This is a genomic window from Bradyrhizobium stylosanthis, from assembly GCF_001641335.1.
GTDB lineage: Bacteria > Pseudomonadota > Alphaproteobacteria > Rhizobiales > Xanthobacteraceae > Bradyrhizobium > Bradyrhizobium stylosanthis.
Map to the genome: position 1 here is coordinate 163,719 of NZ_LVEM01000001.1, position 14,563 is coordinate 178,281.

15 protein-coding genes are annotated in these 14,563 nt (G+C 66.2%); 3 read left to right on the forward strand and 12 right to left on the reverse strand.

Translation table 11 applies throughout. From position 1 onward, the window contains the following. Complete coding sequence (locus A7X65_RS00810; RefSeq protein ID WP_063682497.1) at positions 1–1,434, forward strand: serine/threonine protein kinase; 1,434 nt, start codon at positions 1–3, stop codon at positions 1,432–1,434. 6 nt (positions 1,435–1,440) lie between these two features. Here A7X65_RS00810 and A7X65_RS00815 read toward each other — a convergent pair whose 3' ends face one another. The 5 genes from A7X65_RS00815 to rpe all read right to left on the reverse strand — a co-directional run bounded on the left by A7X65_RS00815 (position 1,441) and on the right by rpe (position 3,423). Continuing rightward, complete coding sequence (locus A7X65_RS00815; protein WP_063195324.1) at positions 1,441–1,632, reverse strand: hypothetical protein; 192 nt, start codon at positions 1,630–1,632, stop codon at positions 1,441–1,443. 24 nt (positions 1,633–1,656) lie between these two features. Continuing rightward, positions 1,657–1,836 carry a hypothetical protein gene (locus A7X65_RS00820; RefSeq protein WP_063682498.1) on the reverse strand — a complete coding sequence of 60 codons (180 nt, stop codon included), beginning with the start codon at positions 1,834–1,836 and terminating at the stop codon, positions 1,657–1,659. 5 nt (positions 1,837–1,841) lie between these two features. Continuing rightward, positions 1,842–1,982 (reverse strand): hypothetical protein, encoded by a 141-nt coding sequence (locus A7X65_RS42405; RefSeq protein WP_167358186.1) that lies wholly within the window; start codon positions 1,980–1,982, stop codon positions 1,842–1,844. 90 nt (positions 1,983–2,072) lie between these two features. Then, positions 2,073–2,672, reverse strand: a complete 600-nt coding sequence (locus A7X65_RS00825; RefSeq protein WP_063682499.1) for a hypothetical protein — start codon at positions 2,670–2,672, stop codon at positions 2,073–2,075. 49 nt (positions 2,673–2,721) lie between these two features. Continuing rightward, positions 2,722–3,423 (reverse strand): ribulose-phosphate 3-epimerase, encoded by a 702-nt coding sequence (gene rpe, locus A7X65_RS00830; RefSeq protein ID WP_063682500.1) that lies wholly within the window; start codon positions 3,421–3,423, stop codon positions 2,722–2,724. Positions 3,424–3,674: 251 nt separating this feature from the next. Between rpe and A7X65_RS00835 the strand changes: the two genes are divergently transcribed. Beyond that, the gene (locus tag A7X65_RS00835; protein WP_063682501.1) at positions 3,675–4,475 is read left to right on the forward strand and encodes an EF-hand domain-containing protein; all 801 of its coding nucleotides are present in this window, start codon (positions 3,675–3,677) and stop codon (positions 4,473–4,475) included. 160 nt (positions 4,476–4,635) lie between these two features. On the opposite strand, the gene A7X65_RS00840 is transcribed toward A7X65_RS00835, so the two are convergent. Both A7X65_RS00840 and A7X65_RS00845 read right to left on the reverse strand, forming a co-directional pair. Further along, positions 4,636–5,634: a P1 family peptidase gene (locus A7X65_RS00840; RefSeq protein ID WP_063684724.1), complete on the reverse strand. Its 999-nt coding sequence runs from the start codon at positions 5,632–5,634 to the stop codon at positions 4,636–4,638. A 52-nt stretch (positions 5,635–5,686) separates the two neighbouring features. Next, a complete protein-coding gene (locus A7X65_RS00845; RefSeq protein ID WP_145660866.1) occupies positions 5,687–8,512 on the reverse strand; it encodes a PAS domain S-box protein in 2,826 nt (941 codons plus the stop codon). Between the two features lie 220 nt (positions 8,513–8,732). Here A7X65_RS00845 and A7X65_RS00850 point away from each other — a divergent pair, with 220 nt between their 5' ends. After that, on the forward strand, positions 8,733–9,119 hold the full coding sequence (locus A7X65_RS00850) for a response regulator (protein WP_063682502.1): 387 nt from the start codon (positions 8,733–8,735) through the stop codon (positions 9,117–9,119). 79 nt (positions 9,120–9,198) lie between these two features. Here the strand turns inward: A7X65_RS00850 and A7X65_RS00855 are convergent, their stop codons facing one another. The 5 genes from A7X65_RS00855 to A7X65_RS00875 form a co-directional block, all read right to left on the reverse strand. Next, positions 9,199–10,317 (reverse strand): branched-chain amino acid ABC transporter substrate-binding protein, encoded by a 1,119-nt coding sequence (locus A7X65_RS00855; protein WP_063682503.1) that lies wholly within the window; start codon positions 10,315–10,317, stop codon positions 9,199–9,201. A 150-nt stretch (positions 10,318–10,467) separates the two neighbouring features. Next, the gene (locus tag A7X65_RS00860; protein ID WP_063682504.1) at positions 10,468–11,208 is read right to left on the reverse strand and encodes an ABC transporter ATP-binding protein; all 741 of its coding nucleotides are present in this window, start codon (positions 11,206–11,208) and stop codon (positions 10,468–10,470) included. Next, positions 11,205–12,038 carry an ABC transporter ATP-binding protein gene (locus tag A7X65_RS00865; RefSeq protein WP_063682505.1) on the reverse strand — a complete coding sequence of 278 codons (834 nt, stop codon included), beginning with the start codon at positions 12,036–12,038 and terminating at the stop codon, positions 11,205–11,207. Before A7X65_RS00865 ends, A7X65_RS00860 begins: the two co-directional genes overlap by 4 nt. Next, positions 12,035–13,354 (reverse strand): high-affinity branched-chain amino acid ABC transporter permease LivM, encoded by a 1,320-nt coding sequence (gene livM / locus A7X65_RS00870; RefSeq protein WP_063682506.1) that lies wholly within the window; start codon positions 13,352–13,354, stop codon positions 12,035–12,037. The genes A7X65_RS00865 and livM overlap by 4 nt, the downstream gene beginning before the upstream one ends. Before the next feature lie 11 nt (positions 13,355–13,365). Beyond that, complete coding sequence (locus A7X65_RS00875; RefSeq protein ID WP_063682507.1) at positions 13,366–14,283, reverse strand: ABC transporter permease subunit; 918 nt, start codon at positions 14,281–14,283, stop codon at positions 13,366–13,368. Positions 14,284–14,563 lie beyond the last annotated feature (280 nt).

Sequence of the window (14,563 nt, forward strand, 5' to 3'; positions counted from 1 at the left end):
ATGCCGAAACCCCTGGTCAGCTCAGGCGCGGTGATCGACGGCTACACCATCGGCGAATGCGTCCATGCCGGCGGCATGGCGACGTTGTGGACCGTCACCCATCCCGGCATCGACGTACCGCTGCTGATGAAGATCCCGCGGGTGTCGGAAGGCGAGGACCCCGCCGCGATTGTCTCCTTCGAGATGGAGATGATGATCCTGCCGCGGCTTGCGGGGCCGCACGTGCCGACGTGCTTCGGCACCGGCGATTTCGCGCATCAGGCCTATGTCGTGATCGAGCGCATCGCCGGGACCACGCTCTACAAGCGGCTGCCCGACCTGCCGCTGCCGTACGACGAGGCGCGGCAGCTCGTCGCCAAGGTCGCAACCGCGCTTGCCGATCTGCACCGGCAGAACGTGATCCATCACGACATCAAGCCGAGCAGCATCATGTTCCGCGAGAGCGGCGAGGCGGTGCTGATCGACTACGGCCTGTCGCACCACGATCATCTGCCCGATCTGCTGCAGGAGGAGTTCCGCCTGCCTTACGGCACCGCGCCCTACATGGCGCCGGAGCGGCTCCTGGGCGTGCGCGACGATCCGCGCAGCGACCTGTTTTCGCTCGGCGTGCTGCTCTATTTCTTCACCACGGGCGAGCGTCCCTTCGGCGAGGGCGAGACGCTGCGCGCGATGCGACGCAGGCTCTGGCGCGATCCGCATCCGCCGCGCGCGCTTCGCGCCGACTATCCGGCCTGGCTCCAGGAAGTGGTGCTGCGGTGCCTGGAGATCGAGCCGGTGTGGCGCTATCCGACCGCCTCGCAGCTCGCCTTCGATCTTGCCCACCCGGACAAGGTCAAGCTCACGACCCGCTCGGAGCGGCTGAAGCGCGATCCGCTCAGCGTCGCCTGGCGGCGCCGCTTCAACCAGGGCGTCATGGCGCCGCGCGCGAAATCGGATGTCGCAGCCCAGATCGCATCGAGCCCGATCCTTGCGGTCGCGCTCGACACGGCGGAAGGCGCCCCGGAGCTGAATGAAGCGCTGCGCATCACCACCGAGCGCATTCTTGCCACGCTGCCCTCGGCGCGGCTCGCCTGCGTCAACGTCCTCAAGCTCAACCGCATCGCGATCGACCGGACGCTGGACGAGCAGGGCTCCAACAAGCATATCGACCGCATGGTCGCGCTGCGCCATTGGGCGACGCCGCTCAAGCTCGATGAGAGCCGGCTGTCGGTTCACGTGCTGGAAGCGGTCGACCCTGCGGCGGCGCTGCTGGAATTCGCCGAGATGAACTCGGTCGACCATGTCATCATCGGGGCGCGACAGAACTCGTTCAGGCGGACCTGGCTCGGCAGCGTCTCGGCCAAGGTGGCCGCAGAGGCGAGCTGCACCGTCACCGTGGTGCGGCCGCCGCGGATGGCTGCAGCGAAACCGGACACCGGCGTGGTATGGGGCTAGGACGGATCAGGCCGCATGGGCGGTGTGGGCGACGCGCTTGCGTCGGATCGGCCAGGAGAACTGAGGACCGGGCTCGCCGTGATCCGCGCTGCCGCCAAAATACTGGATGATCTCGCGGCAGGGCTCGCAATTGAAAAGGTTACGCGACGCGGATGCCTTGGTCATTTCCTTCAGGCAGTTCGGGCAGTGCGGTTTCATGGCTCAAGTCCGGAAAGAGAATTGTCAGTGCCGGCGCGGTGACTGGAATGGGTGGTCCAGCTCCGCCGCCTCGGGCCCGCTGTCGTCGCCCCGCTCGCCTTCGGGGCGTTCGAGCCGGCCGAAGAAATCGTCGAGGTTCGGATGCGGACGCCGCGGAATACGGCACCTGCGTTTCGGCTGACGCTTCACGAGGGCGATCCGCATGGGCGTCAGGCCCGATTGCGGTCGCGACGGATGCTGCGAGCCGAGCGTGCCGGGGCTTCGACCGGTCCGGCCGACGGGCCGAACACAACGAACGCACAAAAACCAAGCCACAACGCCACGCCAGTCCAAACCAGGGTCGTCGTCATGATGTGCTCCCGCGAAAACAGGCAGGAATCACTTGCAGTGATTTGCACGAATCAGTGAAGCCCGGATGAGTACGGGTCGCGGTTGCAATTTTAGGCATTGCGCGCTGCAGCGCCCGTAGGACCCGCAGCTTTTTCCGGATGCGACCGCCGTGTCCCGCCGGCGCGCGCAGCTTCGAGGATATCGCGCAGGCGCGAGGCGTCGCGAACGCAGCGAAACCCGTAGCGGCCGGTGTAGTCGGTATCGGGCGAGCGGGTCGATCGCCCGGAGGCGAAGTTGAGGTGGCCGGCGCCACGGCCGATGTCGAGGATTTCGAAAACTGCATCCATGGCCTCGAGCGGCGTCTGGCTGACGGTCCGCCGGCCCCAGGCCGTTCGCAGGATGAGCGCGCGGAGATCGGTGATCAGATAGAGCGTCTGCAGGTCCTGCAGCAGCATCACCAGCGGGGCCGCAACCATCGCGATCCCGAGCATCAGAAGAGGGTGGGCTGCCTGGTCGATCCAACCGGCCTCGACGGCGACGATCGTCAGCAACAGCCAGGGACATCCGATCCACCAGAGCCATCGCCACATCATCATGCGGGCGAGGCCGTCGGGCTGGCCCTGCCAGATCACCCGCTCGCCGTCCTGCAGGGCCTCGTCGCGCAGGCGCCGCAGACCTGCGGAAAACAGCGTGTCGCGGATTTCGTCCATTGCTGTTGGTCGCGGCGGCCGCAAGGCCGGTTCGGATCGCGAAGCGCCGTCAGATGGCTTCGCCGCGCGCACCGAGCGCCGCGTTGCGGATGGCGGCGATGTTGGTCTTGTAGGCGTCCTGCGTGCCGCCCTTGAACACCGAGGTGCCGGCGACGAAGGCGTTGGCGCCGGCAGCCGCCAGCGGGCCTGCGACATCCGGGCCGACACCGCCATCGACCTCGATGTCGATCGGACGGCCCGCCGTCATCGCGCGAATGTCGCGGATCTTGGAGATCGCCGAGGGGATGAAGGCCTGGCCGCCGAAGCCGGGATTGACCGACATCACCAGCACGAGGTCGACGAGGTCGAGCACGTATTCGAGCGCGCTGATCGGCGTGCCCGGATTGAGCGAGACGCCGGCCTTCTTGCCGAGCGCGCGGATCGCCTGCAGCGAGCGGTGCAGGTGGGGACCGGCCTCCGCATGCACCGTGATGTGGTCGCAGCCGGCCTTCGCGAAGGCCTCGAGGTAGGGATCGCAGGGCGAGATCATCAGATGCGCGTCGAAGATCTTCTTGGTGTGCGGGCGCATCGCCTTGATGACGTCGGGGCCGTAGGAGATGTTCGGAACGAAATGCCCGTCCATCACGTCGAGATGGATCCAGTCGGCCCCGGCAGCATCCACCGCGCGCACCTCCTCGCCGAGCCTGGAGAAATCCGAGGCCAGGATCGAGGGCGCGATGGCCAGGGGGCGGTGGGCGAAGGCTTGGGTCATGGCGCTGTTCCCGTGGCGGCCGTGAAAGATGGATGTCGCCTAACATGGGCCTCTGCGGCGGGCAATGCAGGGGCGGCGTGCTTCCTGTGGGCGGAAATTTCTGCCGTCGGCGGCATGAATTGCCGATGTTCCCACGGGCTCCGCGGCGCGGCGACCGCGGATTTCATTGAGCTTTTTGCGCTGGCACGACGCTTGCTGACTTCATCTGCAGGACATTGGCTGCGGCGCGCCGCATCGGTTGGAGTTGTGCAATGTTGTTCGCCCTTGGCGCCGTCTCGAGTGCGCTCGACGCGATCCAGTCGCTGACGAACTCGAAGTCGTCCTCGTCGACGCAGAAGTCCGGCGCCTCGCAGGGCGCGGCGGCCAATCCCTTCGCGATCGACAGCAGCAACAGCTTGAGCAGCGGGGCGACCTCGTCGGTCAATGCCGGCAAATGTCCGCAGATCGCGCCGGAGACGATGAACGCGTTGTTCGCCGCGCAGAGCCAGTCCTCGGACGGAAGCAGCAGCGCGACGAGCTCGGCCTCGTCCAGCTCGACGTCCTCGACCTCGTCGAGCCGCGATGCTGCGCTGAAGCACCTGTTCTCGCAGATCGATGCCGACGGCGACGGCAGCATCACCAAGTCGGAATTCGAGGGCGCACTGGGCGCAGGCGGCACCAACCTGGCGCAGGCCGATGACGTGTTCTCGAAGCTGGATGCAAATGGTGACAACAGCGTCAGCCTGGACGAGATGTCGAAAGCGCTGAAGAGCGGTCATGGCGGCCACCACGCCCATGGCGCGAGCGGCGCGGGCGATGCCTCCGGCAACGGCTCGGATTCCTCGTCGTCGTCGGGCGGCGGCTCGACCTCGACCACGACGACGAACGCCGACGGCTCGACCACCACCACCGTCAGCTATGCCGACGGCTTCAAGATGTCGACCACGGTGCCGGGCGCCAACTCCGCCCGCAGTTCGGCCTATGACCTGTTCGCGCAGTTGATGCAGCAGCAGGGCGGGCAGGGGCAGGGCGGCTCGGCCGCCGCCGGCTCGTCGATGTCGATGAGCGTGTGAGCGCGAAGCTTTTTCCGCAAATGAAGCTGTCATGCCCGCGCAGGAGGGGAATCCAGCATTCTGCGGCCTCTCGGCTTAACCACGCCTGTCTCTGGAATACTGGATCGCCCGGTCTTCGCCGGGCGATGACGCGCGACGTGCGGTTGAGAGGCACGCGCCCCTACGCGCCGAACCGATCCTTCCACGCCGGCTGCGCGCCGGGGAACGGCAGCGCCGTCGCGCTGTAGACGCCGCGGGCGATCGCGCGCGCGACGACGTTGGCGGCGACCGTTCCGAGCTCGGTGAGGCCGGCCAGCGGCTCGATCGACTTCTCGCCGGTCGCAGCCGCAAACAGCACGTCGCCGTCGGTCGGCGCGTGCACCGGATAGATCGCGCGGGCAAAGCCGGTGTGGGCGATCATGGCCAGCCGTTTGGCCTGGGGTTTGGTCAGTGCCGCGTCGGTGACGACGGCGCCGATGGTGGTGTTTTCGCGCGCCGCTGCGGCGGGACCGCCCTTGATGCGCATCGCCAGCATGTCGGGCGTGAATTTGGGCGGCAGGCCGTGCCCGCCGAACTCGTCGTTCTCCTCGAACGGCGCGGCCCAGAACCACGGTCCTTCGCCGACGGTCGCGCTGCCGACCGCGTTGACGACCATGATGGCGGCGACCTTGATGCCGTTGTCGAGAACCGCTGACGCCGAGCCCAGTCCGCCCTTGAAGGTCGCGGTGGTTGCGCCGAGGCCCGCGCCGACGCTGCCTTCCGCATAGTCGTGACCGGCGGCCACCGCCGCCTCATAGCCGAGATCGCGATAGGGGGCGAAGCGGCCCCAGTTCTTGTCGCCGCCGTTGAGCAGGTCGAACATGATCGCACCCGGCACCAGCGGGATCACCGCGCCCCGGATATTGAGACCGCGGCCCTGCTCGGCGAGCCAGGCCTGCACGCCGCCGCCGGCCTCGATCCCGAAGGCGGAGCCGCCGGACAGCGCGATCGCATCGACGCGCTCCTGCGTGCTGGCAAGATCGAGCAGCGAACCCTCGCGCGTGCCGGGGCCGCCGCCGCGCACGTCGATCGCCGCGATCGCGGGCGAGTCGAAGATGATCGCGGTCGTGCCGGAGCCGACCTTCGCATTCTCGGCGTGGCCGACGCGAACGCCGGCGATGTCGGTGAGCAAATTTTTCAAGGCCGGCACTCCATGCACTTGCTGTCTGCGATAGCGCAGAGATGCCGCCGGCTCAACTGGCGAGCGCCGTCCTGAGCATCCTGGCGAGCTCGGACTTGCGGTAGGGCTTGGCCAGCAGCAGCACGCCGGAATCGAGCCGGCCGTGATGGACGATGGCGTTCTCGGTGTAGCCGGAGGTAAACAGCGTCTTCAGGTCGGGGCGGCGGCGGGCGGCCTCGTCGGCGAGCTGGCGGCCGTTCATCGCGCCCGGCATGATCACGTCGGTGAAGAGCAGGTCGATCTCCTTGTCGGCATCGATGATGGTGAGCGCTTCGGCGGCGTTGGCCGCTTCCAGCGCGGCATAGCCGAGGCTCTTGACCTGGGTCACCACATATTGCCGCACCAGGGCGTCGTCCTCGACGATGAGGATCTTCTCGTCGCCACCGGCGATGGGGACGTTCTGGGCCGCCTCGTACGCTGTCTCCTGCACGCCGGTCGAGCGCGGCAGGTAGATCTTCACGCTCGTGCCGTGGCCTTCCTCGCTGTAGATCTTGATGTGCCCGCCGGACTGCTTGACGAAGCCGAACACCATGCTGAGGCCGAGACCGGTGCCCTTGCCGACCTCCTTGGTCGTGAAGAACGGATCGAACACCCGCTCGATCAGATCGGACGGAATGCCGCTGCCGGTGTCGCTGACCGCGATCATCACGTAATTGCCGGCGGCGACGTCGGGGTTCATGGCGGCATAGCCGTCGTCGAGGAAGACGTTGCGGGTCTCCAGCACCAGGGTGCCGCCGTCGGGCATGGCGTCGCGCGCGTTCAGCGCCAGATTGAGGATCGCGGTGGAGAGCTGGCCAGGGTCGACCAGGGTCGGCCAGGCATCCTCGGTGAGCTGAGGCAGGATGGTGATCTGCTCGCCCAGGGTCGGATGCAGCAGCTTGGCGGCCTCGAGCGCCAGCGCATTGACGTCGATCTCGCGCGGCTGGAGCGGCTGCTTGCGGGCGAAGGCGAGCAGATGCTTGGTCAGCTGCGCGCCGCGCTCGGCGGCGTCGTCGATCAGCTTGGTGATGGCGGCAAGCTCGGGCCGGTCGGCGACGGCATCGGCCAGGATGCCGATCGTGCCGGTGATGACGGTCAGCACGTTGTTGAAGTCGTGCGCGACGCCGCCGGTCAGCTGGCCGATGGAGTCCATCTTCTGGACCTGCCTGAGCTGGGCTTCGGCGGCCTGCTTCTCGGTGAGGTCGCGGCCGATGAAGAAATGGCGCTTCACGGGCTCCGACCAGGTGCCCATCCAGTTCAGCGTGACCTCGTGACCGTCGTGGTGGTAGTAGCGCGCCTCGAAGCTGCGCTTGACCGCGCCGCGCCGGGCCGTCCGCATCTCGCCGCGCGTCTTCTCGAGGTCGTCGGGGTGGATGAACTCGATCGCGCTGTGCCCGACCATGTCCTCCGGGCTGAAGCCGAGGATGGCCTTCACGCTGGGGCTGACCTGGATGAAATTGCCGAAACCGTCGGTGACCAGGATCAGGTCCTGCGAGGTCTCGAAGATGCGCTGGCGTTCCTCGATCTCCCGATTGAGCGCCATCTCGGCGCGCTTGCGCTCGGTCACGTCGCGGGCCACCTTGGATGCGCCGATGATCTTGCCGTCGGGCGATCGCAGCGGGACCTGGCTCAGCACCACGTCGATCGATTGACCGCTCTTGTGCAGCCGCACCGCCTCCTGCTGGTCGATGACCTCGCCGTTGCGGGTGCGCGCCAGGTTCTCGGCACCCTCGTCGCGCTGGTCGTCCGGCATGATGATGTCGATGGAGCGGCCGACCGCCTCGCTGGCGGAGTAGCCGAACACGCGCTCGGCCGCGTTGTTCCAGGTCGTGATGGTGCCGTCGAGCGACTTGGTGATGATGGCGTCGTTGGAGGATTCGACGACGGCCGTGAACAGGCGCTCGCGCTCGGCGTGGTAGTCGCGCTCGGCGTCCGACCGGCGCTTCAATGCGCCGACCATGCCCGCGGTCTGGGCCTGGAGGCGGACATTCTCGACCAGGAGCACCGCGAGCACGAACGCCGCCGCGCAGAGGCCGTAGAGGCGGCCGGCGTAAAAGCCGAGATCGAAGCGCGCGACATTCACGATGGCCGAAAGCGCGATGTCGAACAGCCAGGCGCACATCACGACCATGAGCCAGATGTCGATCACCGAATGCGGCCTGCGGAACCAGAGCGAGACCAGCGCGGCAAAGCTCAGCGACCAGACGAACGACACGACGCCGATCATGGTCGGCGTGTAATGGCCGTCTTTCAGCAGGACCGGGAGCATGTCGTGCTGGGCCGTGACGATCCAGGCGAACACGGCCATGGCGGCGATAACACCGAACACGATGGTGCAGATCGCACTGGTCGTCGTGCCGCGGATCCTGGGGCCGCCATCGGCCTCCTTCAACCAGGCATAGCCCAGCACGCACAGGGGGAAGCCGGCGTGCCAGATCATGTAGAGCCAGACCGTGGTCTGCGGGCCCGCGCCGAACAGCCCGGTCGGCGTGAACAGGCCGGGGAAGGTGAGGCCATGCACCACCGCCGCGGCTGCGGTGAACAGATAGCCGCCCGCGAGCCACTGCAGCGCGCGGGTCCGCAACACCGAAAACTGCGACAGCAGCAGCACCGCGGTGATGATGTCGCTGACGGCGAGGGCCGACTGGTAGCTCGCGACAAAGGCGGGGACCGGCAAGAGCGGGGTACCTGCGAAGGGGACAGCCAGCGCGAACAGGACCGAGGACACGCCGACAATGGCCAATGCGGCGGTGCGGTCGGTCGGGGTGGCCGGCAAGGTCGACAGGAATGTGCTTCGGTCGATCGGTGTGGGCACGTCCACCTCTTGCAGGCCGGTCTTCGCCATCGTCATCGACGTCATTTTGATCGCCGTCCAGCTCAATGGTAGCCGGTTATAGGCTCGTCTTCTGAACGCTGCGGCTACGACTCAACCGAAGGTTACAGCTTACTTAATTTTGGTGGGAACGCGCAGTAGGGTTCCGGTAAGATGCGCTTTACTGGACGGTGCCATAATGCCCTCCCGCCGTATTGGGTTCCAGGTTTGAATCATTCGATTTGATCTGTTCCGGGAGTTGTTCCCTATGCCCCGCGTTCTCATCATCGACGACCAGAAGGACGTCCGCGCGATGGTCGCGATCGTGCTCCGGGTCAACCGTTTCGAGGTCGTGGAGGCCGACAGCGGTGCGGCCGCGCTGAAGGCCTTCGAGGAAGGCGCGTTCGACGCGGCGATCGTCGATATCTTCCTGGGCGACACCAGCGGCGTCGATGTCATCGCGAGCCTGCGCGAGCGCATGCCGGAGCTTCCCATCATTGCGGTGTCCGGGATGACGACCCTGGATTTCCTGGATCAAGCGCCGCACCTTGCCAATGTGGTCTGCCTGCAGAAGCCGTTCCGGCCGAATGATCTGCTGCAGGCGCTGCGCAAGGCCCAGGCCGCGGCGGGCGGCGAACTGCCCGCAGCCGTCTGATCCCGCCGCAAGGAGAAACGCCCCGGGCAAGCCGGGGCGTTGTGATGGTTGGATGGCAGCTTGAGGCTCCGCGAGCGCGTCAGGTGCCGTTGCCCTTGATCTCGGCGTAGCCGCCCTTGGCGTCCCACTTGTAGACGACGTAGTCGATCTGCTTGATGTCGCCCTTGGCGTCATACTCGATCGGGCCGATCACGGTGTCCCACTTGCCGGCCTTCATCGCCTCCATGACCTTCTTGGCATCGGTGGTGCCGGCCTTCTTGGCCGCCTGCGACCAGACCTGCATCGCCGCGTAGGTGTAGAGGGTATAGCCTTCCGGATCGATGTTCTTGGCCTTGAAGGCGTCGACGATCTTCTTGGCGGTCGGCTTGTTGCGCGGGTCGGGGCCGAAGGTGAACAGGGTGCCTTCGCCGGCGGGGCCGGTGATGGAGGCGTACTCCTTGTCGGCGAGCGCGTCGCCGGCCATCAGCACGGTCTTGAGACCCTGGTCGCGCATCTGGCGCAGGATCAGGCCGCTCTCCTGATGATAGCCGCCGACATAGACGAGGTCGATGTTGTCGCGCTTCAGGCGCGAGACGATCGCGTTGAAGTCCTTGTCGCCCTTGTTATAGGACTCGTACATCTTCTCGGTGATGCCGGCCTTGTTGAGCGCCTTCTTGGTCTCGTCCGCAAGACCCTTGCCGTAGGTGGTCTTGTCGTTGAGGATCGCGATGTTCTTGCCCTTGAAGTTCTTGGCAATGTACTGCGCCGCGATCAGGCCCTGCTGATCGTCGCGGCCGCAGACGCGCGCAACGTTCCAGAGCTTGCGCTCGGTGAACAGCGGGTTGGTCGAGGCCGGGGTGATCTGGAGCACGTTGCCGTCGGCATAGGCTTCAGAGGCGGGGATCGACGACGACGAGCAATAGTGCCCGGCGACGAAGGGCATCTTGGCGCTGGCGATCTTCTCGGCGATCGAGCGGGCCTGCTTCGGATCGCAGGCATCGTCCTCGACGGAGAGCGCGAGCTTCTTGCCGTTGACGCCGCCGGCCGCGTTGATATCGGCAACGGCCATCTCGGCGCCGTTCTTCATCTGGCGGCCGAAGGCGGACTCGCCGCCGGTCATCGGGCCTGCGACTGCGATGGTGACATCCTGCGCGAATGCCGCGCTCGACAGCGCGATCGACGCGCCGAATGCCAGACCGATGAGCTTCAGTGATTTCATGAGATACCTCGCGGGTGGTCGCCTGTGGAAGTCGCCGGGCATGCCCGGTCCAAACCGGCGCCATTCTTGAATGAATTTGGCGAGAAGTCACCGGCAAAATACGGGCATTGACGTAGATATCTCGCCGCATTCGGCCGCACGCGGCCCGCCTCAGCCGTGGCGGCCGCCTTCCAGATAGGCGGCGCGAATCTCGGGGCGCTGCAGCAACTCGGCGCCGGTCCCGGCCAGGGTGATCAGGCCGTTGACCATGACATAGCCGCGATGGGCGAGCTTGAGCGCGTGGTTGGCGTTCTGCTCGACGATCAGGACGGTCAGGCCGTCCTGCCGGTTCAGGGTGCGGATCGCGTCGAAAATCTGGCGGGCGATCAGCGGCGCGAGCCCGAGCGAGGGCTCGTCCAGCAGGAGCAGGCGCGGACGGCTCATCAGGGCGCGGCCGATTGCCAGCATCTGCTGCTCGCCGCCGGACAGGGTTCCGCCGCGCTGGGCATAACGCTCCTTCAGCCGCGGAAACAGCGTGAAGACGCGCTGCAGCGTCGCATCGCGCTCCGCATCGGTGCATTCGGTGGCATCCGCCCCCATCTGCAGGTTTTCCGCCACGCTCATGCGGGGGAAGATGCGGCGTCCTTCGGGCGATTGCGCAATGCGCAAATGTGCGATCTCGTGGGTCGGCACATCGGTGATGTCGCGGCCTTCGTAAAGGATCTGACCCGAGCGGGCGCGTGGCTTGCCGAAGATCGTCATCATCAGCGTCGACTTGCCGGCACCGTTGGCGCCGATCAGCGCCACGATCTCGCCGGCATTGATCTCGACGTCGACGCCCTTCAGCGCCTCGATCTTGCCGTAGGCGGCACGAAGGCTACGGATCGCGAGCAGGGGGGTGGGCGCCGTCACGACCCGCCCTCCATCACGGCCGCGGCTTCGTCCTCGTCGGTGCCGAGATAGGCTGCGATCACCTTGGGATCGTCGCGGACCTCGCGCGGCGAGCCCTGCGCGATCTTGACCCCGTGGTCCATCACCACGATGTGGTCGGAGATTTCCATCACCACCGACATGTCGTGCTCGATCAGCAGGATCGAGGTACCGAGCTCGTTGCGGATCGAGAGCAGCAGTTCGCTTAAGGCGGCGCTCTCGCGCGCATTGAGGCCGGCGGCGGGCTCGTCGAGGCACAAGAGCGCGGGCTCGGTGCACATTGCGCGCGCGATCTCGAGCCGGCGCTGGTCGCCATAGGCAAGGTTGCCGGCGGCATCGTCGGCGCGGTCGAGCAGATTGACGCGCCTCAGCCAGTCGGTGGCGAGATCGATCGCGCGCTTCTCGGCGTCACGGTACACGGGGGCGCCGACGAGGCCGAGGAGGGTGAAGCCGGAGGCGCGCATCAGGGCATTGTGCTGCGCCACCATCAGGTTCTCCAGCGCGGTCATGCCGGGAAACAGGCGGATGTTCTGGAAGGTGCGCGCCACCTTGGCCTGCTTGGCGATGCGGAAATCGTTCAGCCGTTCCAGCGCGATCACCCGCCCGTCGTCATGGCTGAGGCGGATGGTGCCGCCGCTCGGCTTGTAGAAGCCGGTGATGCAGTTGAACACCGTGGTCTTGCCGGCGCCGTTCGGCCCGATCAGCGCGGTGATCTTCTTCCGCTCGGCGGCGAAGGAGAGGTCCTGCACGGCGACGATGCCGCCGAAGCGCATGGTGAGCCGGTCGACGCCGAGAATTTGGTCGCCGCTCATCCGTGCCCTTCCTTGACGAGGTCGGAGGAGATCGCCTTGGCCTTGGTCAGATACACGGTCGGCGCGCGATGGCCGATCAGGCCGCGCGGCCGCCAGATCATGATCAGCACCATGGCCATGCCGAACACCAGCATGCGGTAGCCCTCGAGGCTCCGGAACAATTCGAAGCCGCCGATCATGGCGAGCGCGGCGAGTGCGACGCCGAGCTGCGAGCCCATGCCGCCGAGCACGACGATGGCGAGCACCAGTGCCGATTCCTGGAAGGTGAAGGATTCCGGGCTGATGAAGCCCTGGCGTGTCGCAAAGAACGCGCCGGCGAAACCGCCGAACATGGCGCCGGTCGCGAATGCGGTGAGCTTCGTCGTCGTGGTATTGATGCCGAGGGCGCGGCAGGCGACCTCGTCCTCGCGCAAGGCTTCCCAGGCGCGGCCGATCGGCAGGCGGCGCAGGCGGATCGTCACCCAGTTGGTGAGCAGCGCCAGCGCCAGGATCAGATAGAACAGGAAGACGATGCGGTGGGTCGCCGAATATTCGATGCCGAGTTTTGCAGCGAGGCCGTCGTCGCTGTTGTCGAGCGGGATGCCGAAGAAGGAGGGGCGGGGAATGCCGGAGACGCCGTTGGGGCCGCCGGTCAGATCCTGCCAGTTGATGATGACGAGGCGGATGATCTCGCCGAAGGCCAGCGTCACGATCGCGAGGTAGTCGCCGCGCAGCCGCAGCACCGGAAAGCCGAGCAGCACGCCCCAGAACGCGGCGAGGATGCCGGCAAGCGGCAGGCAGATCCAGAACGACCAGCCGAAATTGGTGGCGAGCAGGCCGTACGAATAGGCGCCGACCGCGTAGAAGGCGACGTAGCCGAGATCGAGCAGGCCGGCGAGGCCGACCACGACGTTCAACCCCCAGCCCAGCATGACATAGGTCAGCACGAGGATCGCAAGGTCGAGGATGTAGCGCTGGTTATAGAAGATCACCGGCACCAGCAGCGTGAAGATCAGCAGCGCGGGCGCGAGATAGCGGCCGAGGAAGGACATGCCGTTCCGCACCGCAGGCGGCACCAGCTTCTCGGCACCGGTGGGGCCGATCCATTGCCGGAACAGCTCGATCACGATCGAGCCGCCGAACACGATGGCGACGAGGGACGCAAGCTCGCCGAAGCGCGTCCAGTAGGTGAGCTGGCCGTCGTGGCCCGCCTCGGTGCGGATGCCGACCATCAGCGAGAACAACACCAGCGCTATGAGGGCGTTGATGAAGGCACTCTTGAGGAGGGCAACGATGCCCGTTGCAGGTTTGGCCGTATGGGTCGAGGGAGCTGTCACGCGCGCGCCCGTCAGACTTTTTCGACTTCGGGACGGCCGAGCAGGCCGGTCGGCATGAAGATCAGCACGACGATCAGGATCGAGAACGCCGCGACGTCCTTGTACTCGACCGAGAAATAGGCCGACCAGAACGTTTCGATCAGGCCGATCGCGAGCCCGCCGAGCATGGCGCCCGGCAGCGAGCCGATGCCGCCGAGCACGGCGGCGGTGAAGGCCTTGATGCCGGCGACGAAGCCCATGAAGAAATCGACCAGGCCGTAATAGAGCAGGTACATCAGGCCGGCGACCGCGGCGAGCGCCGCGCCGATCACGAATGTCATGGAGATGGTGCGGTCGACATCGACCCCGAGCAGCGCCGCCATGGTCTGGTCCTGCTCGCAGGCGCGCATGTCGCGCCCGAGCCGGGTGCGCGACACCAGCCAGGTGAAGATCGCCAGCAGCACGATGGTGGTGACGACCACCATGATCTGGATGTTGGAGAGCTGGATCACGAAGCCGTCCTGGCTCTCATGCAGCGTGTAGCCGCCGGTGATGAAGGGCGGGATCGGCTTGACGCGGGCGCCCTGCGCCACTTGCGAATAATTGGTCAGCACGAAGGACATTCCGATCGCCGACAGCATCGGGGCGAGGCGGAAGGAATGCCGCAGCGGCCGGTAGGCGATACGCTCGATGGTCCAGCCATAGAGCGCCGTGATCGCCATCGAGACCAGCAGCACCACCAGCAGGATCACGGGGATCGCGGTGAGGCCGAACGAGATCAGGATCAGGAAGGTGATCAGGGCGATGAAGCCGCCGATCATGAAGACGTCGCCATGGGCGAAATTGATCATGCCGACGATGCCGTAGACCATCGTGTAGCCGATCGCGATCAGGCCGTAGATGGAGCCGAGCACGAGGCCGTTGATGAGCTGCTGGGCGAAATAATCCATGCGCTGCCGTTACCAAACCTGAGGCGGGCTCGAAGGGAGCTCTTGAGGGAGTGAGTTGAGTTTCTTTCGGGCCCCGGCAGCCCCTAGCATTCTTCCCGTTTTGTAACAGGACGGAACTGGCGGCTGCAACTGGCCAGGGCTCGGCATAAAGGCTTGTACAGAATTCATTTGGCGCCGGATGTCGCCGTTCGGTTCCGCACCTGCGAGGAACCGGGTTCCGCAGGGTAACCAAAATGGTTGCCGGCCGTTATCCCGGCTCTGACGTCCAACAAGGGAGTTT

Bases quoted from the DNA above. Each gene is read 5' to 3' on its own strand.
- A7X65_RS00810 (WP_063682497.1), top strand. From the start codon at position 1: ATGCCGAAACCCCTGGTCAGCTCAGGCGCGGTGATCGACGGCTACACC.
- A7X65_RS00815 (WP_063195324.1), bottom strand. From the start codon at position 1,632: ATGAAACCGCACTGCCCGAACTGCCTGAAGGAAATGACCAAGGCATCC.
- A7X65_RS00820 (WP_063682498.1), bottom strand. From the start codon at position 1,836: ATGCGGATCGCCCTCGTGAAGCGTCAGCCGAAACGCAGGTGCCGTATT.
- A7X65_RS42405 (WP_167358186.1), bottom strand. From the start codon at position 1,982: ATGACGACGACCCTGGTTTGGACTGGCGTGGCGTTGTGGCTTGGTTTT.
- A7X65_RS00825 (WP_063682499.1), bottom strand. From the start codon at position 2,672: ATGGACGAAATCCGCGACACGCTGTTTTCCGCAGGTCTGCGGCGCCTG.
- rpe (WP_063682500.1), bottom strand. From the start codon at position 3,423: ATGACCCAAGCCTTCGCCCACCGCCCCCTGGCCATCGCGCCCTCGATC.
- A7X65_RS00835 (WP_063682501.1), top strand. From the start codon at position 3,675: ATGTTGTTCGCCCTTGGCGCCGTCTCGAGTGCGCTCGACGCGATCCAG.
- A7X65_RS00845 (WP_145660866.1), bottom strand. From the start codon at position 8,512: ATGACGTCGATGACGATGGCGAAGACCGGCCTGCAAGAGGTGGACGTG.
- A7X65_RS00850 (WP_063682502.1), top strand. From the start codon at position 8,733: ATGCCCCGCGTTCTCATCATCGACGACCAGAAGGACGTCCGCGCGATG.
- A7X65_RS00855 (WP_063682503.1), bottom strand. From the start codon at position 10,317: ATGAAATCACTGAAGCTCATCGGTCTGGCATTCGGCGCGTCGATCGCG.
- A7X65_RS00865 (WP_063682505.1), bottom strand. From the start codon at position 12,038: ATGAGCGGCGACCAAATTCTCGGCGTCGACCGGCTCACCATGCGCTTC.
- A7X65_RS00875 (WP_063682507.1), bottom strand. From the start codon at position 14,283: ATGGATTATTTCGCCCAGCAGCTCATCAACGGCCTCGTGCTCGGCTCC.